This window comes from Burkholderia metallica (assembly GCF_001718555.1).
Lineage (GTDB): Bacteria > Pseudomonadota > Gammaproteobacteria > Burkholderiales > Burkholderiaceae > Burkholderia > Burkholderia metallica.
On the sequence record NZ_CP013401.1, the window covers coordinates 1,191,543 to 1,217,262 of the forward strand.

A 25,720-nucleotide genomic window follows, 5' to 3' on the forward strand; every position below is an offset into this window, starting at 1 on the left:
GGGCAGCCGGCCGGCGCGATGCCATGCGTCGCGCGGCAGGCGGTTGCGACTGTAGCGCAATTCGCGCGCCCGCGTCCTTTCGAAAGCCGTACGGGGCGGGCGAGCGGGGCAATATGTCGCAGTTGACGCCACGGGCCGCACGCGGCCGGCGCTGCGCCGGTTTCGCCCATCTGGACGCGCAGGCGCGGTAAGATGCGCACAATTCCATTCGCGCAGCGGCGGCCCGGTTTGTGCCGGCCGGCCCTCAGACTATCGAATCGATGCAATCCGTTCCGGCTTCCCTGTCCCTGACCGATACCGCGTTCTTCTTCGACTTCGACGGCACGCTCGTCGAGCTGGCGCCGACGCCCGACAGCATTCATGTTCCGTCGTCGCTGCCGACGCTGCTCGGCGAGCTGCAGCGCCGCTCGCACGGCGCGGTGGCGGTCGTGTCCGGGCGCGGCATCGACAGTATCGACTCGTTCCTGAAGATTCCCGGCCTGCCGATCGCCGGCCTGCACGGCGCGGAGCGCCGCGATGCGAACGGCGACACGCAGCGCATCGGCTTCAACGACGAGCGCCTGCTGCGCATCGAGCGCGAGCTGGCGGCCGTCGTCGACCGTCATCCGGGCATGCTGCTCGAAATCAAGGGCGCGGCCGTCGCGCTGCACTACCGCAACGCGCCCGAGCGCGAGGCGGCCGCGCGCGCCGCCACCGAGCGCCTCGTCGCCGACTATCCCGATGCGTACGTGCTGCAGCCCGGCAAGATGGTGTTCGAGATCAAGCCGAAGGGCGTCGACAAGGGGCGCGCGCTGGCCGCGTTCCTCGACGAGCCGCCGTTCGCGGGCCGCATGCCGCTGTTCGCGGGCGACGACCTGACCGACGAGAAGGGCTTCGCGGTGGTCAATGCGCGCGGCGGCCTGTCGATCAAGATCGGCGCGGGCGAGACGTCCGCGCGGATGCGTCTCGATTCGGTCGACGCGCTGCACGAGCAGATCGCCGGCTGGCTCGGTGCGGAGCAGCCGCACGCATGAGTCGCCTCATCATCGTTTCAAACCGCGTCGCGCCGATTTCGGAAGGCGAACCGGCGGCGGGCGGCCTCGCGATCGGCGTCTACGACGCACTGAAGGAAACGGGCGGCATGTGGTTCGGCTGGAGCGGCGAAGTCGTCGCGTCCGGCGCGCCGCAGATCCGCGTCGAGGAGCACGGGCCGGTCACGTTCGCGACCATCGGGCTGTCGAGGCGCGACTACGACCAGTATTACCGCGGCTTCTCGAACGCGACGCTGTGGCCCGCGTTTCACTATCGTACCGACCTGATCCAGTACGACCGTCACGAGTTCGAAGGCTACAGCCGCGTGAACGTGTGGCTCGCCCGGCAGCTCGTGCCGCTGCTGCAGGACGACGACGTGATCTGGGTGCACGACTATCACCTGATCCCGTTCGCACGCGCGCTGCGCGCGGCCGGCGTGAAGAACCGCATCGGCTTCTTCCTGCACATCCCGTTTCCCGCCGCGCAGGTGCTCGTCAACGTGCCGCCGCACCGAGATCTCGTCGAATCGCTCTGTGCGTTCGACCTGCTCGGCTTCCAGACCGAACCCGACCTGCGCGCGTTCTGCGACTACGTCGAATCCGAAGCGGACGGCGCGATCGAGCGCGACGGCCATCTGGCGACGGTGCGCGCATTCGGCCGGACGCTGCGCGCGGCCGCGTATCCGATCGGCGTGCATCCGGACGAAATCGCGTCGCTCGCGCAGGCCGGCGAGCACGGCAAGGCGGTGCGCACGCTCGCCACGTCGCTGCGCGGCCGCAAGCTGATCATGAGCGTCGACCGGCTCGATTACTCGAAGGGGCTCGTCGAACGCTTTCGCGCGTTCGAGAAGCTGCTCGAGCACGAGCCGTCGCATCGCAATCGCGTGTCGTTCCTGCAGATCGCGCCGTCGACCCGCGCGGAGCTGCGCGCTTACCAGGACATCCGGCTGCAGCTCGAAGGGGAGTCGGGGCGCATCAACGGACGCTTCGCGGAGCTCGACTGGGCGCCGATTCTGTATATCCATCGCCAGTACGATCGCCAACTGCTCGCCGCGCTGTACCGGCTCGCGCGGGTCGGCTACGTGACGCCGCTGCGCGACGGGATGAACCTCGTCGCGAAGGAGTACGTGTCCGCGCAGAATCCGGACGATCCGGGCGTGCTCGTGCTGTCGCGTTTCGCGGGCGCCGCACGCGAGCTGACGGGCGCGCTGATCGTCAATCCGATCGATATCGACGGGATGGCCGATGCGCTGTCGCAGGCGCTCACGATGCCGCTCGCCGAGCGGCGCGCGCGTTACACGGACATGATCGCGCAGCTGCGCGAGAACAACGTGTCGGTGTGGCGCGACAACTTCCTGCGCGATCTGCAGCACGCATAGCCGGCGGTTTCCCGTGCGATGAAAAAAAGCCGCGGTGCGTGAAGCACCGCGGCTTTTTTGTCGGCGACGGGCCGGTGCGTCAGGCCACGCGTTCGCCGGTCGGCGTGCCGCCGTCGGCGGCCGGATGATGACGGCCGTGCTGCTTCGCGAGCAGGTCGCGGTACAGGCCGGGGCGGTTGCGCAGCACGTCGGGCGGGCCGTCGTCGATCACCTTGCCGTTGTTCATCACGATGATCCGGTCGAAGTTGCGCAGCGTCGACAGCCGGTGGGCGATCGCGATCACCGTGCGGCCGACCATCAGGCGGTCGAGCGCGCTCTGGATCGCTTCCTCGGACGCGCTGTCGAGCGCCGACGTCGCTTCGTCGAGCAGCAGGATCGGCGCATCCTTCAGGATCGCGCGCGCGATCGCGATGCGCTGGCGCTGGCCGCCCGACAGCTTCACGCCGCGGTCGCCGACGATCGTGTCATAGCCTTCCGGCATCGCTTCGATGAACTCGGCGCAGCGGGCGTCGCGCGCGGCGGCGAGCACTTCGTCGCGCGTCGCATCGGGGCGGCCGTACGCGATGTTGTCGTAGATCGTCCGGTGCAGCAGCGAGATGTCCTGCGGCACGAGCGCGATCGCCTGGCGCAGACTGTCCTGCGTGATCGTCTTCACGTCCTGGCCGTCGACCTGCACGGCGCCATCCTGCGTGTCGTAGAAGCGCTGCAGTAGCGCGAGCACGGTCGACTTGCCGGCGCCCGACTTGCCGATCAGGCCGACGCGCTGGCCCGGCTCGATATGGAGGTCGAAGTGGTCGAGGATCGCGCGGCGATGCGGATACGCGAACGTCACGCGTTCGAAGTCGACGCGGCCGCCCTTGGCCGACAGCGGCTGCGCGTCGGAGCGGTCCGGCATCCCGTGCGGTTCGAGCAGCGTCTTGACCGCTTCGGACAGACGCGCGATGTGCTGCGTGACGTCGACGAGCGCGACCGCGAGATCGCGCGTGCCGTGCAGGATCGTGAAGCCGAGCGAGCTGACGAGCACGATGTCGCCCGACGTCGCGCGGCCCTGGTCCCACAGCCACAGCGCCCAGCCGAGCAGGCCGGCGGACAGCATCGCGGTGATCACAGCGTGCAGCAGGCGCAGCTTCTCGAGATAGAGCAGGCTCTGCTGGCGCGCATCCATCTCGGCCTTGACCGTCGCGCCGAAGCGCTTCTGTTCGCGCAGCGTCATCCCGAACGCGCGCACGAGGCCCATGTTGCCGATCACGTCGACGAGCTCGCCGTCGACCGCCGCGGCCTTCGCCGCGAACGCGTGGTGGCGCGCGGAGCCGCGGCCGGCCAGCTTGAACAGCACGACGGACAGCACCGCGGAGCAGCCGAGCAGGCCGGCCGCCATCATCGGATTGACGACGATGATCATCAGGATCGCGCCCATCACCGCGATGCACGGCGGCAGCACGTTCCACGCCATCGTGTTCTCCGACGTGTAGACGGCGTTCGACGTGGCCGTGATGCGGCTCGCGAGCGTGCCGGGCTGCTTCTCCGCGTAGTAGGTGGGTGAATGGCCGATCAGGTACTGGAACAGGTCGCGCCGCAGGTCGCCGGTGACCGCGACGAACGTGTGCGCGGCGAACCAGCCGCCGACGCGCCACAGCAGGTTGTCGGCGGCGATCAGCCCGACGAGCAGCGCGAACGCGCTCCACAGCGGGCCGGGATGATGGCGCCCGGTCGCCAGCACGTCGATCAGGTGCTTGATCGCGTACTGCGAGCCGAGCGCGCAGCCGACGGCGGCCAGCACACTGCCGAGCACGACCAGGTGGGCGACGGGGTGAAGGCGGATGTAGCGGAACAGGAACGCGAGCGGCCGGTGCGCGTAGCTCGACAGCTTCGCGTTGTGGGCGTTGCGCTGGGCAGGGGTGAGATATTCCAAAATATGCGTGCGGTGATTCGGTGATTGAGCGTGGCGGCTGGGTCGCATGCCGACGTTCGCCCGGACTGAATAATCCGGCATTGTAAACAAGGCCGTGCGCTGCGCTGCGCGAATCTTGACTGGGTCAGCGGCCCGCGATCGATTTTGAGATAAAATCCGGCATCCCGTCCTGCCTCATGTGCCGGAATCACGCTGCCGGCAGCCACGGGGGCGAGGAATGCCAAAAGGGCCTTCCACTCTAGAACGGACACCCAAGTCCGCGGGTTGCAAAGTGTTGCACCTTTGTAACAAAGTAAAGTGTTTGAAATGTTGTGCGCCGTATCGGGATTAACCCTAGATAATCGGCTCCGGGTTCGATTCCAGGTTTTTTACGAACCCCTGTCAACGGGTCTTCGTTTCAAACGTTCTATGCCTGTCGCGTCGCCGACGCTCCTTGAGCAGCGCGGGTTCGACGCCCCCGGCAGGCTGATTCGTCCGACGTTCGGGCGACATGCATCCAGCCCGGACCGCCGGCAGGTTGCCGACCCATACCTGGTTTTTAGCCGATTTTTTAGGAGTTACGCATGCGAATCGCCCAAATCGCTCCGTTGCACGAAGCGGTGCCCCCGAAACTGTACGGTGGTACCGAGCGAGTGGTGTCCTACCTCACCGAAGCGCTTGTCGAGATGGGGCACGACGTCACGCTCTTCGCGAGCGGCGATTCGCAGACTTCCGCGAAGCTCGAAGCGTGCTGGCCGCAGGCGCTGCGCCTCGATCCGACGATCCGCGACGTGATGGCCCCGCACATGCTGCTGCTTGAGCAGGTGCGCCGCCGCGCGGAAGAGTTCGACGTCCTGCACTGCCACATCGACTACTACCCGTTCTCGCTGTTCTCGCGCCAGCCGGTTCCGCATCTGACGACGATGCACGGCCGTCTCGACCTGCCGGAGCTGCAGCCGATCTTCAACGCATTCAGCGACGTGCCGGTCGTGTCGATCTCCGACAACCAGCGCATCCCGCTGCCGCAGGCGAACTGGCTGTCGACCGTGTACCACGGCCTGCCGGAAAACCTGCTGACGCCGATCCCGAACGTGAAGCCGAGCTACCTCGCGTTCCTCGGCCGCATCTCGCCGGAGAAGCGCGTCGACACGGCGATCCGCATCGCCGAGCAGGCCGGCCTGCCGATCAAGATCGCCGCGAAGCTCGACAAGGCCGACCGCGCGTATTACGAAGAGAAGATCAAGCCGCTGTTCGCGCTGCCGCACGTCGAGTACATCGGTGAAATCAGCGAGTCCGAAAAGACCGAATTCCTCGGCAACGCGCACGCGCTGCTGTTCCCGATCGACTGGCCGGAGCCCTTCGGCCTGGTGATGATCGAGGCGATGGCCTGCGGTACGCCGGTGATCGCGTTCAAGCGCGGCTCGGTGCCGGAAGTGATCGACAACGGCGTGTCGGGTTTCGTCGTCGAAGACGAACTGTCGGCCGTCGCCGCGCTCAAGCGCCTCGATACGCTGCCGCGCGAGAAGGTCCGCGCTGCGTTCGAAGCACGCTTCTCGTCGAAGGTGATGGCGCAGAACTACGTGAAGGGCTACGAGGAACTGCTGCGCCAGAAGCGCCGCACGGTGCTCCGCGAAGTCAACGCAAGCTGATTGCGGGCCGCCGCCGCGCTGCGGCGGGCGGCTTGTCATCGACGCCCCGTCCGGGTTCCCGGCGGGGCGTTGTCACATCCGCGGCGCGGATCTGTTGTATTCTCGCCGCGCCCGACGCCGCGAACGGCCCCCGAAGCGGCCCGACAGGGCATCCGTCCGTCTGTCCAGACGGTAATGTCCCTATAATGGCCGTGCCGTGAAATCCGGCCCCGAACGAATATCCAGAAGAGGAGAGCAGTCTTGGCGAGAACGAAATCCACGCGCGCAGCGCCGGCCCCCGGCGCCGGTGTGATCTTCGCGTTGCGTGCGATCGGTCTCGTGCTGCTCGCGCGCTGGCTGTTCTCGATGTCCCAGATGGGCTATCGCTCGTCGCTGTCGGCGATGGTGTCGTCGCCATGGGCGTTCGTCTACCTGCTGTTGATCTTCCTGTTGCTCGCGCTGCCGGGCGCCGCCGCGCGCGCCGAACGGCCGTTTCATCCGCTGCCGCAGTGGCTGCGTCAGGCGCTGCGCGCCTTCGCGCTGATCGGTCTGCTGTTCGCGATCTGGTCGATCGGCATGTTCGTCTGGGCGGACGGCTGGCGCCTCGCGCTGCATGCGGTGACGGCGACCAACGGCTGGCTCGTCGCCGCGCCGGCGCTTTATGCGGCGATCGTGTGGATCTGCCGCCCGCGGCCGCTGTGGCGCACCAACGTGGCCGCGCGTCGCTTCGCGATCGGCCGTTATGCGATTTCGCTCGACGTGCTGACGCGTACCGTGATCGTCTGGATGGAAAGCCGCAAGGTCGGCCAGTACGACGCACGTGAGCTGTCGGTGCGCTGGCCCGGCCACGCCGCGCCCGCAGCGGGCGACGGGGCGCCGCACGCGCAGCCGGCCGTCGTGCCGCCGCGTCGCGGCAGCCTGTTCAATCGACCGAAGGTCGAACTGCTGTGGGATTCGCCGGCGGCCGTCGGCCATAACCGGCAGATCGTCATGCGCGCGCCGCTCGCGACCGAAGGCGACCGCGTCGCGGTGCTCGCGCTCGACGCCGCGCTCAAGCAGATCGTCTGACAAGGCCCGCGCGCGGGCGAGAGGGAGGCGTGATGATCGTCCGCTGGTTGCTGGCTGCCGTTCACCTGAGCGCGTTCGGCGTCGCGTTTGCCGCGATCGTGGGGCGCAATCGCGCGTTGCGCCGGCTCATCGCGTCGGCGCAGGCGGCCGACCTGCCCGGTGTATTCAAGGCCGATGCCGCGTGGGGGCTGTCGGCGCTCGTGCTGATCGCGACGGGCCTGACGCGCGCGTTCGGCGGTTTCGAGAAAGGCACCGCGTACTATCTGCACGAACCGCTCTTTCACCTGAAGATGACCGCGCTCGTGCTGATCCTGCTGCTCGAGGTCGTGCCGATGCTCGGGCTGATCCGGTGGCGCATCGCCGCGCGGCGGCAGCAGATGCCCGATCTCGGCCGTGCGCGCACCTATGTGCGCATCGGCCATTGGCAGGCGGTGCTCGTGATCGTCATCGTGTTCGCCGCGTCGGGGATGGCGCGGGGGATCGGGGCAGGCGGGTAGGTCCGATCGACCGGGCGAATCTGCCGCCCGGTCCGTGTGCGTTCAGCGCACGAGGCAGGGACGCTTGTTGTTGAAGGTCCAGCCGGGAATCAGGTACTGCATCGCCGCCGCGTCGTCGCGGGCGCCGAGCCCGTGCTGCTTGTACAGCTCGTGCGCGCGCGCGACCGCATCCATGTCGATGTCGATGCCGAGCCCCGGCCGCTTCGGCACGTCCACCAGGCCGTTCTCGATCTTCAGCGGCTCGCGCGTCAGCCGTTCGCCGTCCTGCCAGATCCAGTGCGTGTCGATCGCGGTGACCTGGCCCGGTGCGGCCGCCGCGACATGCGTGAACATCGCGAGCGACACGTCGAAGTGGTTGTTCGAATGCGAACCCCACGTGAGGCCCCAGTCGCGGCACATCTGCGCGACGCGCACCGAACCCTGCATCGTCCAGAAGTGCGGATCGGCGAGCGGGATGTCGACGGCCTGCAACTGCACCGCGTGACCCATCTGCCGCCAGTCGGTCGCGATCATGTTGGTGGCCGTCGGCAGCCCCGTGGCGCGGCGGAATTCGGCCATCACCTCGCGGCCCGAGTAGCCGTTCTCCGCGCCGCACGGATCTTCCGCGTAGGCGAGCACGTGATGCTGGTCGCGGCACAGCCGGACGGCCTCGTCGAGCGACCACGCGCCGTTCGGGTCGAGCGTCACGCGCGCGTCCGGGAAGCGCTCGGCGAGCGCCGTCACGGCCTCGATCTCCTTCGCCCCTTCGAACACGCCGCCCTTCAGCTTGAAGTCGTTGAAGCCGTAGCGCGCATGCGCGGCCTCGGCGAGCCGCACGACCGCCTCGGGCGTCAGGGCGGCTTCGTCGCGCACGCGCGTCCAGTCGTCGGTCGCGCCGCTGCCGTCGCGGTAGGCGAGCGCGGTTTTCGTGCGGTCGCCGATGTAGAACAGGTAGCCGAGCATTTCGACGCGCTCGCGCTGCTGGCCTTCGCCGAGCAGCGCGGCGACCGGCACGCCGAGATGCTGGCCGAGCAGGTCGAGCAGCGCGGCTTCGAGCGCGGTGACCGCGTGGATCGTCGTGCGCAGGTCGAAGGTCTGCAGCCCGCGGCCGCTCGCGTCGCGGTCGGCGAAGGTGCGCCGCACGTCGTTGAGCACCGCGTGGTAGTTGCCGACCGGTTGGCCGACGACGAGCGCGCGCGCATCGTCGAGCGTGCGGCGGATGCTTTCGCCGCCGGGCACTTCGCCGACGCCCGTGCGGCCCGCGCTGTCCTTCAGGATCACGAGGTTGCGGGTGAAGAACGGGCCGTGTGCGCCGCTCAGGTTGAGCAGCATGCTGTCGTGGCCGGCGACCGGAATCGCTTGCAGGTCGACGATACGCGGCGTGTCGTGGGAGGGCGAGGCAGTGACGGCGTTCATGGGCGGCGGTGGCGAAAGGGTGGTCGGTGCCGTGCGGCAAAAGCTTTGCCGCGCGCGGCGGGAGGTGCGATCATTCGACAACCGACGTGCGCGACGCGCAAGCCCCGCATGTCGACGCAACCCGAAACGGGGTGGAGCGACAACCGGGCCAGCGGAGCGCAGAACGCGAGCGCTGGCCGATCGTCACGCACGGGACCGGGCGGTGCAGCAGGCCGACCTGAGTCGGCAGGAGATCCGTGCACCGATCATCAGTCGTCGGATGACTTGTGACGCAGTATAATGAATCATCGGCTTTCGCTCAAACCCCGCGTAAACCCTCGGCTCACATTACGATCATTCAAAAAGGAACCGGCCTCATGTCCACGCTTCCCGCAGCGCCGCGCCGTCGCGCACGCAGCCTCGCACAAGATGTCGTCGACGCGCTGACCGCGCAGATCGAAAACGGCACGCTGCGTCCCGGCGACAAGCTGCCGACCGAAACCGAAGTCATGGCGGCGCAGGGCGTGAGCCGTACGGTCGTGCGCGAGGCGATCTCGCGGATGCAGGCGAGCGGCCTCGTCGAGACGCGCCACGGGATCGGCAGCTTCGTGCTGGAGCCGTCGCGCCGGCAGACGCTCGGCATCGACCCGGCGACGATCACGACGCTGCGCGACGTGCTCGCGGTGCTGGAACTGCGCATCAGCCTCGAAAGCGAATGCGCGAGCCTCGCCGCGCAGCGCGCGAACGATACCGATCTGGCCGCGCTGCGGCGCGCGCTCGACGCGATCGCGACGGGGGCGGGCGGCGGCCGCGACACGGCGCAGCTCGACTTCCAGTTCCATCTGCAGATCGCGCAGTCCACCGGCAACCGCTATTTCGTCGACATCATGACGCAGCTCGGCACGTCGATCATTCCGCGTACGCGCGTGAATTCGGCCCGCTTCGCCGGCGACGACCTGGAGCGCTACGTCGGCCGGCTGAACCACGAGCACGAGGACATCTACGAGGCGATCGCGCGCCACGACCCGGAAGCCGCGCGCGCAGCGATGCGCACGCATCTCACCAACAGCCGCGAGCGGCTGCGTCGCGCGCACGAGGCGGCCGAAGCCGAGCGCGACACACAGGCCGGCTGACGCGCGGGGCGGCGCGGCCCGCATGGCCGCCGGCCCGGTTGAATCGCATCAACATCAGTCGTCATACAAGATGAAGCCCGATGCATCGATTACCGGGGCCGGGCGGCGCATCCGCCGCCGGCCGCCGGCATCGCCGTTCAGCCTCCCTTCGTCGTGATCGTCTTCCACGCGCCGTTCTTCACCTGGTACAGCGTCGACATCCCGCTCTTCAGCGAGCCGTCGTTCGCGAACGAGATGCGGCCGGTGACGCCTTCGAAATCGATCTTCTTCAGCGCGGGGCGATAGGCCTTCGGGTCGGTCGAGCCGGCCGCCTGCATCGCCTTGATCGCGGCCCACGCGGCGTCATAGCCGAACTGCGCGTACGACAGCACATCCACGCCGAAGCGTTTCCTGAAACGCTGTTCGAAATCCTTCCCCTGCGGCAGCTCGTCGAGCGGCCGGCCGTATTCCCACGCCATCGCGCCTTCGGCGGCCGGGCCCGCGATCTTGATGAACTCGTTGTCCTTCACGCCGCCGCCGCCGACGAACTGCGCGTTCAGCCCGAGCTGGCGCATCTGCTTGATGAAGTTCGCGGCGAGCGAATCGAGGCCGCCGAAGAAGATCAGGTCGGGGTTCTTGGCCTTCAGGCTCGTGATCTGCGCGCGGAAGTCGACCGCCTGGTTGCTGGTGAATTCGCGGCCGATGAGGTTCCCTCCGGCCGCCTTCACGGCCTTCTCGAATTCGTCGGCCTCGCCCTGGCCGAACGCGGTGCGGTCGTCGATGATCGCGATGCGCTTTGCCTTCGTCACGTCGACCGCGTACTTGCCCGCGTTGCCGGCGTTCTGCCCGTCGGTCGCGATCACCATGAACATGTTCGCGAGCCCGCGCGACGTGAGCGTCGGGTTGGTCGCGGCCGGATCGATCACCGGGATGCCGGCCTTGTCGTAGACGACCGACGCCGGAATCGTCGTCCCCGAGTTGAAGTGGCCGACCACGACCGACACGTTCTGGTCGACGAGCGCCTGCGCGGCCTGCACGCCGATGCGCGGGTCGGCCTGGTCGTCCTGCACGACGAGGTTGAAGTGCGCGGGCTTGCCGGCGATCTGCACCTTCTGCGCGGCGGCATCGTCGAGCGCGAGCTGCACGCCGTTCTGCAGGTCCTTGCCGTAGCCGGCGTTCACACCCGTGAGCGGCGCGGCGAAACCGACCTTCACGTCGGTCGTATCGGCGGCCTGGGCGGCGTGTTGCGAGAGGAGGGCGAGCGCGGAGGCTACCGACACCGACAGCAGGGAATGACGGAATTTCATGGGGTTCCTCTTGTTCGATACCTGCGAGTGGGTACCGCATGCGCCCGGGCGGGCCGGGCGCGTGCGACGGGCGGGCGGTTCGACCGCTTCTCGGAATCGGGCGGGGAGGTCGGCATCGTGATCCTCGGAAGGTCTCCCGTCAGGCGCCGCGAAGCGCCCCGATCGCCTCGATATATAGGTCGCCGATATGCGTGGGTCTTGGAAAATTGCCGCGCATTCGGTGCGGATTTGCGCATAGCTTCCGCGCGTGGGCGGGCGGCCGGTATCGGGAGTTTCCCGTCGCGGATCGCGCGGGCGCAGAGGAGGAGAGCGAGGGAGAGCGAGGGGCGGGGAAGCGGCACGGCCCGCCGGGGCCGTGCCGCGCACGGGATGCCGTCAGTCGGACAGTGCGTCCGATGCGGCTTCGGCATCGTCGTGCGATGCATGCGTGCGGATCAGCGGATCGCTGGTGCTCGGGCGGCCCGTCTCGACGTGGCCCGCGAAGCGGCGCAGGAAGCCGAGCAGCCGGCCGTCGCTGACGGTCAGGTCGTACCAGCCGTGGCTGCCGCGCAGATCCCAGTAGTCGTCGACCTGCTGGCCCGGCGCGAGGTCGAACGTACGCGCGCGGCCGTGGCCGTAGGCGTTCGTGACCTTGAGCCGCACCGCCTTGTGGCCGCGGTTCATCAGGCGCAGCGTGATGTTGCCGTTCGCGACGTCGTAGCCGTAGATCACTTCGGGGTTCACGTTCGCGCTGCCGACGCCGGTCGCAAACGGGCCGCGGAAATGGCAGTAGAAGCCGTTCGGGCCGTACACGTCGAGATCGTACAGGCCGAGCGACGCCGCGGCGCTCCACGTATCGACGATCCGCTTGCCGGCTTCGACCGTGTATGCCCACGGGCCGTCGACGCGGTTGCGGGACTGCACCTGGAACGCGGCGCCCGCCCGGCCCGTGTTCGCGAAGGTCAGCCGGAACAGGCCGTTCACCGATTCGACGCGGCCGTGCACGAACAACTCGTACGGCAGCGCCCGCGCCGGACGCAGCCCGGCCTCCTGCGTCGGCAGCTTCTGCAGCAGCGGCGGCACGGGGATGTAGTCGGGATGGCGCAGGCGGTCGGGCGGCGCGTAGCCGCTCGTGTCCGGCAGCGTCGGCCAGCCGGCGTCGGCCGTCGCGAAATCGAACGCGGCGGTCAGGTCGCCGCACACCGCGCGGCGCCACGGCGAGATGTTGCCGGCCTTGACCGGGTATTGCGCGCCGAAACGCGCTTCGATGAATTGCAGCAGCGACGTGTGATCGAAGGTCTGCGAGCAGACCCAGCCGCCTTTCGTCCACGGCGACACGACGAGCATCGGCACGCGCGGCCCGAGCCCGTACGGGCCGGCCATGTGCGACGCGTCGCCGGCGAACACCTCGTTGGTCGTCGCGACGGTCGACAGCCCGTTGTCGCGCGACTGCGGCGCGAACGGCGGCGGGACGTGGTCGAAGAAGCCGTCGTTCTCGTCGTACGTGATGAAGAGCGCGGTCTTGCTCCACACGTCCGGATTCGACACGAGCGCCTTCAGCACCTCCTCGATGTACCACGCGCCGTAGTTCGCCGGCCAGTTCGGGTGCTCGGAATACGCTTCCGGCGCGCAGATCCACGACACCTGCGGCAGCGTGCCGTTCTTCACGTCCTGCTGCAGCACGTCGAACAGCGTGCCGCCGGCGCTGATGTTGGTGCCGGTGCGCGCCTTGTCGTACAGCGGCGTGCCGGGCAGCGCGGTGCGGTACTGGTTGAAGTAGAGCAGCGAGTTGTCGCCGTAGTTGCCGATGTACGGGTTCTGCGTCCAGCCCCACGAGCCTTTCGCGTCGAGCCCCGTGCCGACGTCCTGGTAGATCTTCCACGACACGCCGGCGTTCTCCAGCACTTCCGGATAGGTCGTCCAGCCGTAGCCCTTTTCCTCGTTGCCGAGCACCGGGCCGCCGCCCGTACCGTCGTTGCCGACGTAGCCCGTCCACATGTAGTAGCGGTTCGGGTCGGTCGAGCTCGGGATCGCGCAGTGGTACGCGTCGCAGATCGTGAACGCGTCGGCGAGCTGGTAGTGGAACGGGATGTCGTCGCGCTTCAGGTACGCCATCGTCGTGGTGCCCTTGTTCGGCACCCACTGGTCGTAGCGGCCCTTGTTCCATGCCGCGTGCATGTCCTGCCAGCCGTGCGGCAGGTCCTGCAGGAACTGCATGCCGAGCTTGTCCGCGCCCGGGTGGAACGGCAGCAGTTCGGCCGGGCCGACCGGCTGGTGGAACACCGACTTGCCGTTCGCGAGACGCAGCGGGCGCGGGTCGCCGAAGCCGCGCACGCCGCGCATCGTGCCGAAGTAGTGGTCGAACGAGCGGTTCTCCTGCATCAGGATCACGATGTGTTCGATATCGCGGAGGGTGCCGGTGCGGCGGTTCGCGGGAATCGCAAGCGCATCGCGAATCACGGGCGGGAACAGGTTCAGCGCGGCGGCGCCGGCGGTGCCGGCAGCGACGCGCAGGAAATCACGACGGTTCGATCGGGTCATGGTCGTTATCGTGCGGTAAAGGAGGGAGCCGATTGGCGGGACCTGCTGGAAGGGCGTGCCCGGGTCGCAGGATGCGGCTGCGCCGGGTCGTGCCGCCGCGAGCATAGCGAGGAATCGGTGTCATTCATGTGAAGTCCGGAAACGTTTGCAGGCGCGGCGAAGCGGTGTCGAAGCCGTGTCGGAGCGCGAAACGCCGGCGGTCGCGGCGACGCACGGGTAAGGCGGGAAAGCGGTACGGGTAAGGCGGGAAAGCGGTACGGGTAAGGCGGGAAAGCGGTACGGGTAAGGCGGGAAAGCGGTACGGCGCGGGACGCGCGCCGGTGACGTGCAGGGGGGGCGGCGCGTCACGCGCGTCAGGCGTCGGTCACCCACGCGCCGAACCATTCGCTCGGGCGCGCGATCTCGTCCTGCGCGGCGACGAGTTCGAGCTCGTAGCGGCGCGCATCGTAGGTGGCCTTCACGACCGCGTGCACGGCCGCGAGCGTATGCTCGAACGCGGCGCGCACGGAGTCGCCGCGCAGCCGGCAGGCGACGAAGATCGCGCTGGTCAGGTCGCCGACGCCGACCGGATGGCGCGGAAACGCGTACAGCGGACGCTGGCCGATCCACGCTTCGGTTTCGGTGACTGCGAGCATGTTGAAACGATCGGCCGGGCTGTTGCGGTCGTGCAGGTGCTTGACGAGGACGATCTGCGGGCCGCGGCGGATCAGCGCGCGGCACGCTTCGACGGCTTCGGCGACGGTTTCGATGCGCCGGCCGACGAGCTTCTGCAGTTCGGTGTGGTTCGGCGACATGCCGTCCGCGAGCGCCGGCATCTCCTGGACCATGAATTCCTCGACGCCGGGCTCGGGCCGGATGCCGCCCGTCTGGCCCATCGCCGGATCGCAGAAGTACCACGCGTTCGGGTTCATCGCCTTCACGGTGCGGACGATCTCGACGGCGGCGCGCGCCTGCGGCGGCGAGCCGAGGAAGCCGGACAGCACCGCGTCGCAGCGTTTGAGCGCGCCGATCGCGGCGACGCCGTCGACGAGCTGCTCCATCTTCGCGGCATCGATCGCGCTGCCGGCCCAGTGGCCGTACTGCATGTGATTCGACAACTGGACCGTGTTGAGCGGCCAGACGTTGATGCCGAGGCGCTGCATCGGGAATACGGCCGCGCTGTTGCCGGCATGGCCGTAGATGACGTGCGACTGAATGCTGAGGACGTTTTTCATGGGAATCGCCTGCACGCGTTTCAGGGTCACGTCACACGATACCCGAGTTCGTCGCGCGCGCGGAAGTCGCGCCGCCCCGGAGTGTTGCGCGCCGTCGTCAGCGCGACCGCGTAGAATCGCGGGGCGCGAGGCGGCCCGGCCGCCCGCGTGCGTCCCCAATCACCGTGATTCGCCATGCTTTCGATTCGCAAGATGTTGTACGCCGCGCGCGCCGTCGCGCTCGGCGCGTGTGCCGCCGTCGCGTGCGCGATGCCGGCGGCCGCCGCATCGCCCGCCGGCAACGACGGGCCCGTGTACGGCCCGCGCCTGGAAGGATTCGCCTATCCGGCGCCCGTGCATCTGTATACGTTCGTGTCGCAGCGCGAGACCCTCGAGATGGCCTACCTCGACGTGCCGCCCGCGCATCCGAACGGCCGCACCATCATGCTGCTGCACGGCAAGAACTTCTGCGCGGCGACCTGGGAGGACACGATCGGCGTGCTGAGCCGTGCGGGCTTTCGCGTGATCGCGCCGGACCAGATCGGCTTCTGCAAGTCGTCGAAGCCCGAGCGCTACCAGTACACGTTCCAGCAACTCGCGCGCAACACGCACGCGCTGCTCGAATCGCTGGGGGTGAAGTCGGCGACGATCGTCGGCCACTCGACGGGCGGGATGCTCGCGATGCGCTACGCGCTGATGTATCCGAAGGCGACCGACCAGCTCGTGCTGGTGAACCCGATCGGCCTGGAGGACTGGAAGGCGCTCGGCGTGCCGCCGCTGTCCGTCGACTACTGGTATGCGCGCGAACTGAAGACTACGGCCGACGGCATCCGCCGCTACGAGCAGGCCACGTACTACGCGGGCAAGTGGTCGCCGTCGTACGAGCGCTGGGTGCAGATGCTGGCCGGGATGTATCGCGGCGCCGGTCGCGACGTGGTTGCGTGGAACTCGGCGCTGATCTACGACATGATCCTCACGCAGCCGGTGGTCTACGAACTCGGCGCGATCCGCGTGCCGACGCTGCTGATGATCGGCGACAAGGACACGACCGCGATCGGCAAGGATGTCGCGCCGCCCGACGTGCATGCGAAGCTCGGCCGCTACCCGGAACTGGCGAAGCGCACGCAGGCCGCGATTCCCGGCGCGCAGCTCGTCGAATTCACGGCGCTCGGGCACGCGCCGCAGATCCAGGACCCGGACGCGTTCCACAAGGCGCTGCTCGACGGGCTGGAGGCCGTGCACCCGCAGTGATGCGGGAGCGGCCGCGGGCGGCCCGGGCGTGCGCCGTCAGCGCGTTTCGCTCGCGAGCTCGTCGCGGATCTGCGCGGTCAGCTCGAACGAGCGCAGCCGGGCGGCGTGATCGTAGATCTGCGCGGTGACGATCAGCTCGTCGGCGCCCGTCTGTGCGATACGGTCGCGCAGCTTGTCGCGCACCGTGTCGCGCGAGCCGACCGCCGCGAACGACAGCGAATGCGCGACCGTCGCGAGTTCGAGCTCGTTCGCCTCGAGCACGTCGACGGGCGGCGGCAGCTTGCCCGGCGTGCCGCGCCGCAGGTTGATGAACTGCTGCTGCAGCGACGTGAACAGGCGCCGCGCCTCGTCGTCGGTATCGGCCGCGAACACGTTGACGCCGACCATCGCATGCGGCTTCGGCCACGCGGCCGACGGCCGGTACTGCGCACGATAGATCTCGAGCGCGCGCATCAGGTAATCCGGCGCGAAGTGCGACGCGAACGCGAACGGCAAGCCGAGCATCGCGGCGAGCTGCGCGCTGAACAGGCTCGAGCCGAGCAGCCAAACGGGGACGTCGAGCCCCGCGCCGGGTACCGCGCGCACGCGCTGGCCCGGCACCGGTTCCGCGAAGTAGCGCTGCAGTTCGGCGACGTCGTCCGGAAACGAGTCGGCGCTGCCGATCAGGTCGCGGCGCAGCGCGCGCGACGTGGTCTGGTCGGTGCCGGGCGCGCGGCCGAGGCCGAGGTCGATGCGCCCCGGATACAGCGACGCGAGCGTGCCGAACTGCTCGGCGATCACGAGCGGCGCATGGTTCGGCAGCATGATGCCGCCCGAGCCGACCCGGATCGTCTGCGTGGCGCCCGCGACGTGGCCGATCACGACGGCCGTTGCCGCGCTCGCGATGCCGGGCATGTTGTGATGCTCGGCGAGCCAGTAGCGCCGGTAGCCCCAGCGCTCCGCATGCTGCGCGAGATCGACGGTGTTGCGGAACGCCTGGGCGGCGTCGGCGCCGGCCGGAATGGGGGCGAGATCGAGTACGGAGAACGGAGTCATCGGGTGGCCTTCGAAGAGGGGGCAGGGTGATGCGCGTACGCAACAAATGCCGAGGATTTTGCCAAAGGGTTCCGGAACGTGCAGGGCGCGGCCCGATACCCATGCGCCTTTCAGGGGTGCAGGGTTGAATTTCGCGGTCGTTGCAAAAATCAATCTAATCGCCGATTAATTACCAATCTTTACGGCGATTGAACGTGAATCCGCATCGACGTACAAATTTGCACGAAACGACTGATTTTCAAGACTGCAATACGCCTGCAAACCGCTTACGCTAACGTGAACGCGGGTATACGCGAGTGGCTCGCCAACTGCGCAGCTTTGCCGAAACAGCACAAGTCCGTTTCTCATAGCGCCGAGCGCCGGGGGCCGCAGACTGCTAAAATCCGGCGCCTGTCCGTTGTGCCAAAGGTCGCCATACGCGTCTTCCCGCATCCCGTCCGGATATCGCGCGGCGTGCACCGCGCGAAACCGGGCACGGCCGGACCCGCAGCACGGGTCGGGCCTCCCCCTACACAGACGCTGCTGGAAAAGGAGTCGGGTCGTGCCCGCGTTCGCCGTTGCCGGAATACCGCATCACGCTCAATCACGTTCACGTGGTCTCCATGGCGTTCAGGTCGCCGGGAGGCGTCGCGCATGACGGCTACCGTAACGATGCTTGACTGGCTCCTGATCGTCTTCACGCTGGCCGCGGCCGGCTATGCGCTCGTCGCCGCGTTCGCGCCGCGGCCGCGGACGCCGCGCACGGCGGCGCGTGACGGTTTCGAGCCGGTCAGCGTGCTCAAGCCGCTGTGCGGCGCGGAGCCACACCTGTACGAGAACCTCGCGACCTTCTGCGAGCAGCGTCATCCGCGTCATGAAGTGCTGTTCGGCGTCGCGTCGGCGGCCGATCCGGCCGTGGCCGTCGTCGAACGGCTGCGCGCCGATTATCCCGAGTGCGACATCACGCTCGTGATCGATGCGCGCGTGCACGGCAAGAACCTGAAAGTCAGCAACCTGATCAACCTGGCCGAGCGCGCGAAGTACGGCCGGATCGTGATCGCGGACAGTGACATCGCGGTGCAGCCCGACTATCTGGAGCGCGTGACGGCGCCGCTCGCCGACGCGTCGGTAGGCGTCGTCACGTGTCTGTATCATGCGCGCAGCGTCGGCGGATTCTGGACGCGGATCGGCGCGCAGTTCGTCGATGCATGGTTCGCGCCGTCGGTGCGGATCACGCACCTCGGCCGCTCGAGCCGCTTCGGCTTCGGCGCGACGCTGGCGCTCACGCGCGACACGCTCGACCGGATCGGCGGGTTTCTCGCGCTGAAGGACGAGCTGGCCGACGATTTCTGGCTGGCCGAACTGCCGCGCCGCCTCGGGCGCCGCACCGTGCTGTCGGAGGTCGAGGTCGCGACCGACGTGATCGAGCCGTCGTTCGGGCCGCTGTGGCACCGCGAGACGCGCTGGCTGCGCACGATCCGTTCGCTGAACCCGGCCGGCTTCGCGTTCCTGTTCATTACATTTACCGCGCCGTGGCTCGCGATCGGCGCGGCGCTCGCGCTGCGCCTCGACGGCACCTTCGCCGGCTCGCTGGCGGCCGCGGCGGCCGTGGTGGGCGCGTTCGGGCGGCTCGTGCTGCACGCGCGCGGCGAGGACGGCTGGCGCGCGTTCTGGCGCGACCTGCCGCTCGTCGCGGTGCGCGACACGCTGCTCGCGCTCGAATGGCTCGCGGCCGTGTTCGGCACGCACGTCGTGTGGCGCGGCGCACGGATGACGGTGGTCGGCGGCGAGCGCGCGACGGCCGCAGTGGAAGCAGTGGACGGCCGCTAGGGCCGTCGATCGAACCCGGCCCGAGGGCCGGGATGCGTTGCGCGGCGAGGCCGCGCGGCGCGACATGACAGAGAGGCGGGCGCCGGTACGGCGGCCGCGGTTTTTTGACTGGATCGTGGTGACGAATCGAACTATGCAGGCTACCGGAGCATTCATGAAAACGCTGTTCTTGCAGGCCCCTTCGTATGACGGCTTCGACGGCGGAGCCGGCTCGCGCTATCAGGCGAAGCGCGAAATCCGTTCCTTCTGGTACCCGACGTGGCTCGCGCAGCCGGCCGCGCTCGTGCCGGGCAGCCGCGTCGTCGACGCACCGGCCGACGGCCTGTCGGTCGAGGAAACGCTGAAGATCGCGAACGACTACGATCTCGTGATCATCCACACGAGCACGCCGTCGTTCCCGACCGACGCGATGTTCGCGCAGGACCTGAAGAAGATGAAGCCGTCGATGCTGGTCGGCATGGTGGGCGCGAAGGTGATGGTCGATCCGCACAACTCGCTCACGGCGAGCGACGCGATCGACTTCGTGTGCCGCGAGGAATTCGACTACACCTGCAAGGAACTCGCCGAAGGCAAGCCGTTCGCCGAGATCAAGGGCCTGAGCTGGCGCGCGAAGGACGGCTCGATCGAGCACAACGAAGCGCGTCCGATCCTCGAGAACATGGACGAGCTGCCGTTCGTCGCGCCCGTCTACAAGCGCGACCTGAAGATCGACAACTACTTCATCGGCTACCTCAACTATCCGTACGTGTCGATCTACACGGGCCGCGGCTGCAAGTCGCGCTGCACGTTCTGCCTGTGGCCGCAGACGGTCAGCGGCCATCGCTACCGCACGCGCTCGGTCGAGAACGTGCTCGCGGAAGCGAAGTGGATCCGCGACAACATGCCGGAAGTGAAGGAACTGATGTTCGACGACGACACCTTCACCGACGACCTGCCGCGCGCGGAAGCCATCGCCATCGGGCTGGGCAAGCTCGGCATGACGTGGTCGTGCAACGCGAAGGCGAACGTGCCGTACAAGACGCTCAAGGTCATGAAGGAAAACGGCCTGCGCCTGCTGCTGGTCGGCTTCGAGTCGGGCGACGACCAGATCCTCGTGAACATCAAGAAGGGCGTGCGCACCGATTTCGCGCGCCGCTTCAGCGCGGACTGCAAGAAGCTCGGCATCAAGATCCACGGCACCTTCATCCTCGGCCTGCCGGGCGAGACGAAGGAAACCATCAAGAAGACGATCGAGTACGCGAAGGAAATCAATCCGCACACGATCCAGGTCTCGCTCGCCGCGCCGTATCCGGGCACGACGCTCTACAAGCAGGCCGTCGAGAACGGCTGGATGGAAGAGAACAAGACCATCAACCTGGTGAGCAAGGAAGGCGTGCAGCTCGCGGCGATCGGCTATGCGCACCTGTCGCGCGACGAGATCTATCACCATCTCGAGCAGTTCTATCGCGAGTTCTACTTCCGTCCGTCGAAGATCTGGGAAATCGTGCGCGAGATGCTGACGAGCTGGGACATGATGAAGCGTCGCCTGCGCGAAGGCGTCGAGTTCTTCCGCTTCCTGCGCGCGCACGAGGCGTAATCCGTGGCGACGCAGCGGGCGGCGCGGGCGCTGATCTTCACCGCGGACGACTTCGGGCTGCATCCGCGCGTCAACGCGGCGGTCGAGCGTGCGCACCGCGACGGCGTGCTGAACGCCGCGAGCCTGATGGTCGGCGCGCCGGCCGCGGCCGATGCGATCGACCGCGCGCGGCGGCTGCCGTCGCTCGCGGTCGGCCTGCACCTGGTGCTCGCGGACGGGCCGGCCACGCTGCCCGCGCATGAGATTCCCGCGCTCGTCGGCCCCGACGGGCGGTTCGGCGACGCGATGGCGAAGGACGGCTGCCGCTTCTTCTTCCTGCCGCACGTGCGTGCGCAACTGCGTCGCGAGATTCGCGCGCAGTTCGATGCGTTCGCGGCGAGCGGCCTGCCGCTCGACCACGTGAACGCGCACAAGCATTTCCATCTGCATCCGACCGTGCTGTCGCTGATCATCGAGATCGGCCGCGACTACGGGCTGCGCGCGGTGCGGCTGCCGTATGAGACGCGCGCGCCCGCGCTGCTCAAGCCGTGGATCGCGCTCGTGCGCGCGCGGCTCGACCGCGCGGGGCTCGCGCACAACGACTACGTGGTCGGGATCGAGCATACGGGCGCGATGGACGAGGCCGTGTTGCTCGATGCGCTGGCCGCGCTGCCGCAGGGCGTCGGCGAGATCTACTGCCATCCGGCCGAGGCCGGCGACGGCCCGATCACGCCGACGATGGCCGGCTACCGTCCGGTGGACGAACTCGACGCGCTGCTGTCGCCGCGCGTCGCGGCCGCGCTGAAGGCGGCGGGCGTTGCGACCGGCGGCTTTGCCGACGTGTTCGGCCAGCGTGCGGCACGGCGCGGCGCGCAGGCGTCGCGCGCGGCGGGAGCGCGGCCGTCATGACCCGGTGGATCAAATGGCTCGGCTGGCCGCTCGGCATCGGCATCCTGCTCGCGCTGGGGCTGCACGAGGGTGTCGGCGACGTGTCGCAGATGCTGGCGCGCGCCGGTTACGCGCTGCTGTGGCTGGTGCCGTTTCATGCGCTGCCGCTGCTGCTCGATGCATACGCGTGGCACCTGCTGCTCGACAGGCGCGCGTCGCTGCCGTTCCTGTGGTGGATCGCGACCGTGCGCGAAGCGGTGAACCGGCTGCTGCCGGTGGTCGGGATCGGCGGCGAGCTGGTCGGCATCCGGCTCGCGCGCTGGCAGGTGCCCGACGCGAGCCGCGTGACGGCATCGGTGATCGTCGAGGTGCTCGTGACGATCGTCGTCCAGTATGCGTTCGCCGCGCTCGGTCTCGTGCTGCTGCTCGCGACGACGGACAACATGGGCGGCACGATCGGCCTTGCGCTGCTGCTCACGCTGCCGCTGCCGGTGCTCGGTGTCGTGCTGATGCGCCGCGGCGGGATCTTCCATGCGATCGAGCGTTTCGCAGGCCGCCTGCTCGGCGATTCGCACCGGCTGCTGCAGGGCGTCGACGGCAAGCGGCTCGATGCCGACATCGATGCGCTGATGTCGCGCACGGGCCTGCTGTTCAGCGCGTTCTTCTGGCAACTGGCCGGCTACGTGCTCGGCGCGCTCGAGATCTACTGGGCGCTCGCGCTGCTCGGCCATCCGGTGTCGATCGGCGGCGCAATCGCGATCGAGGCGATGACGCAGGCCGTGCGCCATGCGGCGTTCATGGTGCCGGGCGGCCTCGGCGTGCAGGAGGCGACCGTCGTGCTGCTCGCGCAGATGTTCGGCGTCGACCGCGAGACGGCGCTGTCGCTCGCGGTGGTCAAGCGCGGCCGCGAGGTGCTGTTCGGCTGCCTGGCGCTCGGTTCGTGGCAGCTTGCCGAACTCGTGCGCACGCGGCGGCGCATCGATGCGCCGCCGGCCGCGCCGCGCGCGCCGCAGGCGGCGCGCCGCGCGGACCACGCCAAAACCGAAACGACGCATTGAACACGAGACGGGCCGCGCGCCCGTCTCGCGCTTTTGGCGTGGCGCGGGTATCCTTGCCGCGTGTTTTCTCGACGCGCATTTCTTCCGATGAATTTCCGTTTCCGGCTGCTCCCCGTGACGATGCTGGCCGCCGCGCTGGCGCTGACCGGCTGCGACGACAAGCAAGGCAACCTCGACGTGCAACGTATCAGGGACTTCTTCAACGCGATCAAGCCCGCGCCGCTGCTGCTGAAGGGGCTGAAGGTCGGCGAATCGACCGAAGCCGACGTGCGCGGCACGATGGGCAAGCCCGAGACCGAGCGCGACTTCACCGACGGCTCGAAGCGGCTCGAATACCCGCGCGGCCCGATGGGCAACCAGACGTGGTTCGTCGATCTCGATGCGAACGGCCGCTACACGGGCGCGACGCAGGTGCTGACCGCCGAGAATTTCGCGAAGGTGCGCCCCGGGATGAACGAGGACGAGGTGCGGCGCCTGCTGGGCAAGCCCGGCGACGTCGCGCAGTATCCGCTCAAGCCCGAGATCGTCTGGAGCTGGCGCTGGCTCGAGGACGGCGTCAACACCGACGCGTTCTTCAACGTCCATTTCGGCCCGGACGGGCTCGTCTATACGACTTCGCGCTCCGACATCCTGAAAGGGCGGTAAGCGCAACGGTCGTCGGCGCTATATCGAAAAAGCGACCGGAAAATTGCAAAAAGTCCGCTTCCTGGCCGGTTATCCGGTTGTCAGGAAGCGGCTTTTTTCCTTTTGAAACAGCGGTGTAGACCTTGATCGTAAATGGTGGGACGAATTGCTGCAACGCAGCAACCGGATGGCGGGTGATTTGAGGCAATCTATTTCGCTTGCGACTATCCGCGTCAGCCCGACGCGGGACAGGTAGACGCGTCGGCATTCATTCCAACTCTGGAGACGCGCGTGTTCCTTTACGGCTTTGGTCCCGTCCTCTGGGCCGGCACCGTGCAGACCATCGAGCTGTCGGTGCTGTCGCTCGCCACTGCGGTGGTGTTGGGGCTGATCGGCGCGGTGGCGAAGCTGTCGCACAACCGGGTGCTGCGATCGATCGCGACCGGTTATACGACGCTGATCCGCTCGGTGCCCGATCTCGTCCTGATGCTGCTGCTGTTCTACAGCATCCAGATCTGGCTGAACCAGTTCACCGATTTCGTCGGCTGGAACCAGATCGACATCGACCCGTTCGTGGCCGGTGTGCTGACCCTCGGCTTCATCTACGGCGCGTACTTCACCGAGACGTTTCGCGGTGCGTTCCTGTCGGTGCCGCGCGGCCAGCTCGAAGCCGGTGCGGCATACGGGATGAGCGGCGCGCGCGTGTTCGCGCGGATCATGTTTCCGCAGATGATGCGCTTTGCGCTGCCCGGCATCGGCAACAACTGGCAGGTGCTCGTGAAGGCCACCGCGCTGGTGTCGATCATCGGTCTCGCGGACGTCGTGAAGGCCGCGCAGGACGCCGGCAAGAGCACGTTCAACATGTTCTTCTTCATCCTCGTCGCGGCGCTGATCTATCTCGCGATCACGACCGTTTCCAACCTCGTGCTGATCCAGCTCGAGAAGCGTTATTCCATGGGCGTGCGGCACGCAGAACTATGATCGAGATCCTCCAGGAATTCGGCCAGGCGTTCCTTTACTGGGACGGCCAGCGCCTCTCCGGCCTCGCGGTGACGCTGTGGCTGCTCGTCGCGTCGATTTCGCTCGGCTTCGTGTGCGCGGTGCCGCTCGCGGTGGCGCGCGTGTCGAAGAAGAAGTGGGTGTCGACGCCGGTGCGGCTCTACACGTACGTGTTCCGCGGCACGCCGCTCTACGTGCAGTTGCTGCTGCTGTACACCGGCATGTACAGCCTCGAGTTCGTGCGGTCGCACTCGCTGCTCGACGCGTTCTTCCGGAGCGGCTTCAACTGCGCGATTCTCGCGTTCGCGCTGAACACCTGCGCGTACACGACCGAGATCTTCGCGGGGGCGATCCGCGCGATTCCGCACGGCGAGGTCGAGGCGGCGCGCGCGTACGGGATGTCGCCATTCACGATGTACCGACGCGTGATCCTGCCATCGGCGCTGCGCCGTGCGCTGCCGCTGTACAGCAACGAGGTGATCCTGATGCTGCACGCGACGACCGTCGCGTTCACGGCGACCGTGCCGGACATCCTGAAGGTCGCGCGCGACGCGAATTCGGCGACTTACATGGCATTCCAGTCGTTCGGAATCGCCGCGCTGATCTATCTTGCGGTATCGTTCGCACTCGTCGCGGCGTTTCGCCGCGCCGAGCGCCACTGGCTCGCGTACCTCGCGGCCGCCCGTCATTGATTCACTTCGAGGAGAGCCAGTTGGCCGAGATCATTCAAACGAGCGCAGCCGCTTCCACCAAGCTTGCCGCGGTCGACATCCACAAGCGCTACGGCGACAACGAGGTGCTCAAGGGCGTATCGCTGAGCGCGAAGGCCGGCGACGTCATCAGCATCATCGGCGCGAGCGGCTCGGGCAAGAGCACGTTTCTGCGCTGCATCAATTTCCTCGAGCGGCCGAATGCGGGGCAGATCGTCGTCGACGGCGAGACCGTGCGCACGAAGACCGACCGTGCCGGCGCGCTCGAAGTCGCCGATCACAAGCAGTTGCAGCGTATCCGCACGAAGCTCGCGATGGTGTTCCAGCACTTCAATCTCTGGGCGCACATGAACGTGCTCGAGAACGTAATGGAAGCGCCGGTGCACGTGCTCGGCATTTCGAAGAAGGAAGCCGAGGAGCGTGCGCGCGCGTATCTCGAGAAGGTCGGCCTCGCGCCGCGCGTCGAGAAGCAGTATCCGTCGCACCTGTCGGGCGGCCAGCAGCAGCGCGTGGCGATTGCGCGCGCGCTGGCGATGCATCCGGACGTGATGCTGTTCGACGAGCCGACGTCGGCGCTCGATCCGGAGCTGGTGGGTGAAGTGCTGAAGGTGATGCAGAAGCTGGCCGAGGAAGGCCGCACGATGATCGTCGTCACGCACGAGATGGGTTTCGCGCGCAACGTGTCGAACCACGTGATGTTCCTGCATCAGGGGCGGACCGAGGAAGAGGGCGATCCGAAGGAGGTGCTGGTGCGTCCGCAGAGCGAGCGGCTCAAGCAGTTCCTGTCGGGCAGTCTCAAGTAACGCGAAGGG

21 protein-coding genes are annotated in these 25,720 nt (G+C 67.9%); 15 read left to right on the forward strand and 6 right to left on the reverse strand.

The genetic code is table 11. The features are described 5' to 3' along the window. Window positions 1–260 precede the first annotated feature (260 nt). Both otsB and otsA read left to right on the forward strand, forming a co-directional pair. The gene (otsB, locus tag WJ16_RS05465; protein ID WP_069256172.1) at window positions 261–1,013 is read left to right on the forward strand and encodes a trehalose-phosphatase; all 753 of its coding nucleotides are present in this window, start codon (window positions 261–263) and stop codon (window positions 1,011–1,013) included. Beyond that, window positions 1,010–2,389: an alpha,alpha-trehalose-phosphate synthase (UDP-forming) gene (otsA, locus tag WJ16_RS05470; protein WP_069256173.1), complete on the forward strand. Its 1,380-nt coding sequence runs from the start codon at window positions 1,010–1,012 to the stop codon at window positions 2,387–2,389. The genes otsB and otsA overlap by 4 nt, the downstream gene beginning before the upstream one ends. A 79-nt stretch (window positions 2,390–2,468) precedes the next feature. On the opposite strand, the gene WJ16_RS05475 is transcribed toward otsA, so the two are convergent. Beyond that, the gene (locus tag WJ16_RS05475; protein WP_069256174.1) at window positions 2,469–4,301 is read right to left on the reverse strand and encodes an ABC transporter ATP-binding protein; all 1,833 of its coding nucleotides are present in this window, start codon (window positions 4,299–4,301) and stop codon (window positions 2,469–2,471) included. A 563-nt stretch (window positions 4,302–4,864) separates the two neighbouring features. On the opposite strand from WJ16_RS05475, the gene WJ16_RS05480 reads away from it, so the two are divergent. The 3 genes from WJ16_RS05480 (at window position 4,865) to WJ16_RS05490 (ending at window position 7,473) form a co-directional block, all read left to right on the forward strand. Next, the gene (locus tag WJ16_RS05480) at window positions 4,865–5,929 is read left to right on the forward strand and encodes a glycosyltransferase family 4 protein (protein ID WP_006476459.1); all 1,065 of its coding nucleotides are present in this window, start codon (window positions 4,865–4,867) and stop codon (window positions 5,927–5,929) included. A gap of 240 nt (window positions 5,930–6,169) precedes the next feature. Beyond that, the gene (locus tag WJ16_RS05485; protein ID WP_069256175.1) at window positions 6,170–6,976 is read left to right on the forward strand and encodes a hypothetical protein; all 807 of its coding nucleotides are present in this window, start codon (window positions 6,170–6,172) and stop codon (window positions 6,974–6,976) included. A gap of 32 nt (window positions 6,977–7,008) precedes the next feature. Further along, window positions 7,009–7,473: a DUF2214 family protein gene (locus tag WJ16_RS05490; protein ID WP_069257966.1), complete on the forward strand. Its 465-nt coding sequence runs from the start codon at window positions 7,009–7,011 to the stop codon at window positions 7,471–7,473. 42 nt (window positions 7,474–7,515) lie between these two features. On the opposite strand, the gene gudD is transcribed toward WJ16_RS05490, so the two are convergent. Further along, the gene (gudD, locus tag WJ16_RS05495; protein ID WP_069256176.1) at window positions 7,516–8,868 is read right to left on the reverse strand and encodes a glucarate dehydratase; all 1,353 of its coding nucleotides are present in this window, start codon (window positions 8,866–8,868) and stop codon (window positions 7,516–7,518) included. 356 nt (window positions 8,869–9,224) lie between these two features. Between gudD and WJ16_RS05500 the strand changes: the two genes are divergently transcribed. Next, on the forward strand, window positions 9,225–9,980 hold the full coding sequence (locus tag WJ16_RS05500; protein ID WP_069256177.1) for a FadR/GntR family transcriptional regulator: 756 nt from the start codon (window positions 9,225–9,227) through the stop codon (window positions 9,978–9,980). 137 nt (window positions 9,981–10,117) lie between these two features. On the opposite strand, the gene WJ16_RS05505 is transcribed toward WJ16_RS05500, so the two are convergent. The 3 genes from WJ16_RS05505 to pdxY all read right to left on the reverse strand — a co-directional run bounded on the left by WJ16_RS05505 (window position 10,118) and on the right by pdxY (window position 15,000). Then, window positions 10,118–11,266, reverse strand: coding sequence for a branched-chain amino acid ABC transporter substrate-binding protein (locus WJ16_RS05505; protein WP_069256178.1), 1,149 nt, complete (start codon window positions 11,264–11,266; stop codon window positions 10,118–10,120). A gap of 375 nt (window positions 11,267–11,641) precedes the next feature. Continuing rightward, window positions 11,642–13,786, reverse strand: coding sequence for a phosphocholine-specific phospholipase C (locus WJ16_RS05510; RefSeq protein ID WP_069256179.1), 2,145 nt, complete (start codon window positions 13,784–13,786; stop codon window positions 11,642–11,644). Window positions 13,787–14,139: 353 nt separating this feature from the next. Continuing rightward, complete coding sequence (pdxY, locus tag WJ16_RS05515; RefSeq protein WP_069256180.1) at window positions 14,140–15,000, reverse strand: pyridoxal kinase PdxY; 861 nt, start codon at window positions 14,998–15,000, stop codon at window positions 14,140–14,142. Window positions 15,001–15,174: 174 nt separating this feature from the next. Here pdxY and WJ16_RS05520 point away from each other — a divergent pair, with 174 nt between their 5' ends. Beyond that, window positions 15,175–16,230 carry an alpha/beta fold hydrolase gene (locus WJ16_RS05520; protein ID WP_069256181.1) on the forward strand — a complete coding sequence of 352 codons (1,056 nt, stop codon included), beginning with the start codon at window positions 15,175–15,177 and terminating at the stop codon, window positions 16,228–16,230. A gap of 36 nt (window positions 16,231–16,266) precedes the next feature. Here the strand turns inward: WJ16_RS05520 and WJ16_RS05525 are convergent, their stop codons facing one another. After that, window positions 16,267–17,265, reverse strand: coding sequence for an LLM class flavin-dependent oxidoreductase (locus tag WJ16_RS05525; RefSeq protein WP_069256182.1), 999 nt, complete (start codon window positions 17,263–17,265; stop codon window positions 16,267–16,269). A 633-nt stretch (window positions 17,266–17,898) separates the two neighbouring features. Between WJ16_RS05525 and hpnI the strand changes: the two genes are divergently transcribed. The 8 genes from hpnI to WJ16_RS05565 all read left to right on the forward strand — a co-directional run bounded on the left by hpnI (window position 17,899) and on the right by WJ16_RS05565 (window position 25,711). Next, window positions 17,899–19,074: a bacteriohopanetetrol glucosamine biosynthesis glycosyltransferase HpnI gene (hpnI, locus tag WJ16_RS05530; protein ID WP_069256183.1), complete on the forward strand. Its 1,176-nt coding sequence runs from the start codon at window positions 17,899–17,901 to the stop codon at window positions 19,072–19,074. 133 nt (window positions 19,075–19,207) lie between these two features. Then, the gene (hpnJ, locus tag WJ16_RS05535) at window positions 19,208–20,650 is read left to right on the forward strand and encodes a hopanoid biosynthesis associated radical SAM protein HpnJ (RefSeq protein ID WP_306427094.1); all 1,443 of its coding nucleotides are present in this window, start codon (window positions 19,208–19,210) and stop codon (window positions 20,648–20,650) included. A gap of 3 nt (window positions 20,651–20,653) precedes the next feature. Beyond that, entirely contained in the window at window positions 20,654–21,538 is an 885-nt protein-coding gene (hpnK, locus tag WJ16_RS05540) for a hopanoid biosynthesis-associated protein HpnK (RefSeq protein WP_069256184.1), read from the forward strand. Then, window positions 21,535–22,575, forward strand: a complete 1,041-nt coding sequence (locus tag WJ16_RS05545; protein ID WP_069256185.1) for a lysylphosphatidylglycerol synthase domain-containing protein — start codon at window positions 21,535–21,537, stop codon at window positions 22,573–22,575. The genes hpnK and WJ16_RS05545 overlap by 4 nt, the downstream gene beginning before the upstream one ends. 87 nt (window positions 22,576–22,662) lie before the next feature. Further along, window positions 22,663–23,220, forward strand: coding sequence for a hypothetical protein (locus tag WJ16_RS05550; protein WP_069256186.1), 558 nt, complete (start codon window positions 22,663–22,665; stop codon window positions 23,218–23,220). Window positions 23,221–23,490: 270 nt separating this feature from the next. Next, window positions 23,491–24,180: an ABC transporter permease gene (locus WJ16_RS05555; protein ID WP_069256187.1), complete on the forward strand. Its 690-nt coding sequence runs from the start codon at window positions 23,491–23,493 to the stop codon at window positions 24,178–24,180. Further along, window positions 24,177–24,890 (forward strand): ABC transporter permease, encoded by a 714-nt coding sequence (locus WJ16_RS05560; protein ID WP_069256188.1) that lies wholly within the window; start codon window positions 24,177–24,179, stop codon window positions 24,888–24,890. The genes WJ16_RS05555 and WJ16_RS05560 overlap by 4 nt, the downstream gene beginning before the upstream one ends. A 20-nt stretch (window positions 24,891–24,910) precedes the next feature. Further along, window positions 24,911–25,711, forward strand: a complete 801-nt coding sequence (locus WJ16_RS05565) for an ABC transporter ATP-binding protein (protein WP_069256189.1) — start codon at window positions 24,911–24,913, stop codon at window positions 25,709–25,711. Window positions 25,712–25,720 lie beyond the last annotated feature (9 nt).

Bases quoted from the DNA above. Each gene is read 5' to 3' on its own strand.
- otsB (WP_069256172.1), top strand. From the start codon at position 261: ATGCAATCCGTTCCGGCTTCCCTGTCCCTGACCGATACCGCGTTCTTC.
- otsA (WP_069256173.1), top strand. From the start codon at position 1,010: ATGAGTCGCCTCATCATCGTTTCAAACCGCGTCGCGCCGATTTCGGAA.
- WJ16_RS05480 (WP_006476459.1), top strand. From the start codon at position 4,865: ATGCGAATCGCCCAAATCGCTCCGTTGCACGAAGCGGTGCCCCCGAAA.
- WJ16_RS05490 (WP_069257966.1), top strand. From the start codon at position 7,009: ATGATCGTCCGCTGGTTGCTGGCTGCCGTTCACCTGAGCGCGTTCGGC.
- gudD (WP_069256176.1), bottom strand. From the start codon at position 8,868: ATGAACGCCGTCACTGCCTCGCCCTCCCACGACACGCCGCGTATCGTC.
- WJ16_RS05500 (WP_069256177.1), top strand. From the start codon at position 9,225: ATGTCCACGCTTCCCGCAGCGCCGCGCCGTCGCGCACGCAGCCTCGCA.
- WJ16_RS05505 (WP_069256178.1), bottom strand. From the start codon at position 11,266: ATGAAATTCCGTCATTCCCTGCTGTCGGTGTCGGTAGCCTCCGCGCTC.
- WJ16_RS05510 (WP_069256179.1), bottom strand. From the start codon at position 13,786: ATGACCCGATCGAACCGTCGTGATTTCCTGCGCGTCGCTGCCGGCACC.
- pdxY (WP_069256180.1), bottom strand. From the start codon at position 15,000: ATGAAAAACGTCCTCAGCATTCAGTCGCACGTCATCTACGGCCATGCC.
- WJ16_RS05520 (WP_069256181.1), top strand. From the start codon at position 15,175: ATGCTTTCGATTCGCAAGATGTTGTACGCCGCGCGCGCCGTCGCGCTC.
- WJ16_RS05525 (WP_069256182.1), bottom strand. From the start codon at position 17,265: ATGACTCCGTTCTCCGTACTCGATCTCGCCCCCATTCCGGCCGGCGCC.
- hpnI (WP_069256183.1), top strand. From the start codon at position 17,899: ATGACGGCTACCGTAACGATGCTTGACTGGCTCCTGATCGTCTTCACG.
- hpnJ (WP_306427094.1), top strand. From the start codon at position 19,208: ATGCAGGCTACCGGAGCATTCATGAAAACGCTGTTCTTGCAGGCCCCT.
- WJ16_RS05545 (WP_069256185.1), top strand. From the start codon at position 21,535: ATGACCCGGTGGATCAAATGGCTCGGCTGGCCGCTCGGCATCGGCATC.
- WJ16_RS05550 (WP_069256186.1), top strand. From the start codon at position 22,663: ATGAATTTCCGTTTCCGGCTGCTCCCCGTGACGATGCTGGCCGCCGCG.
- WJ16_RS05560 (WP_069256188.1), top strand. From the start codon at position 24,177: ATGATCGAGATCCTCCAGGAATTCGGCCAGGCGTTCCTTTACTGGGAC.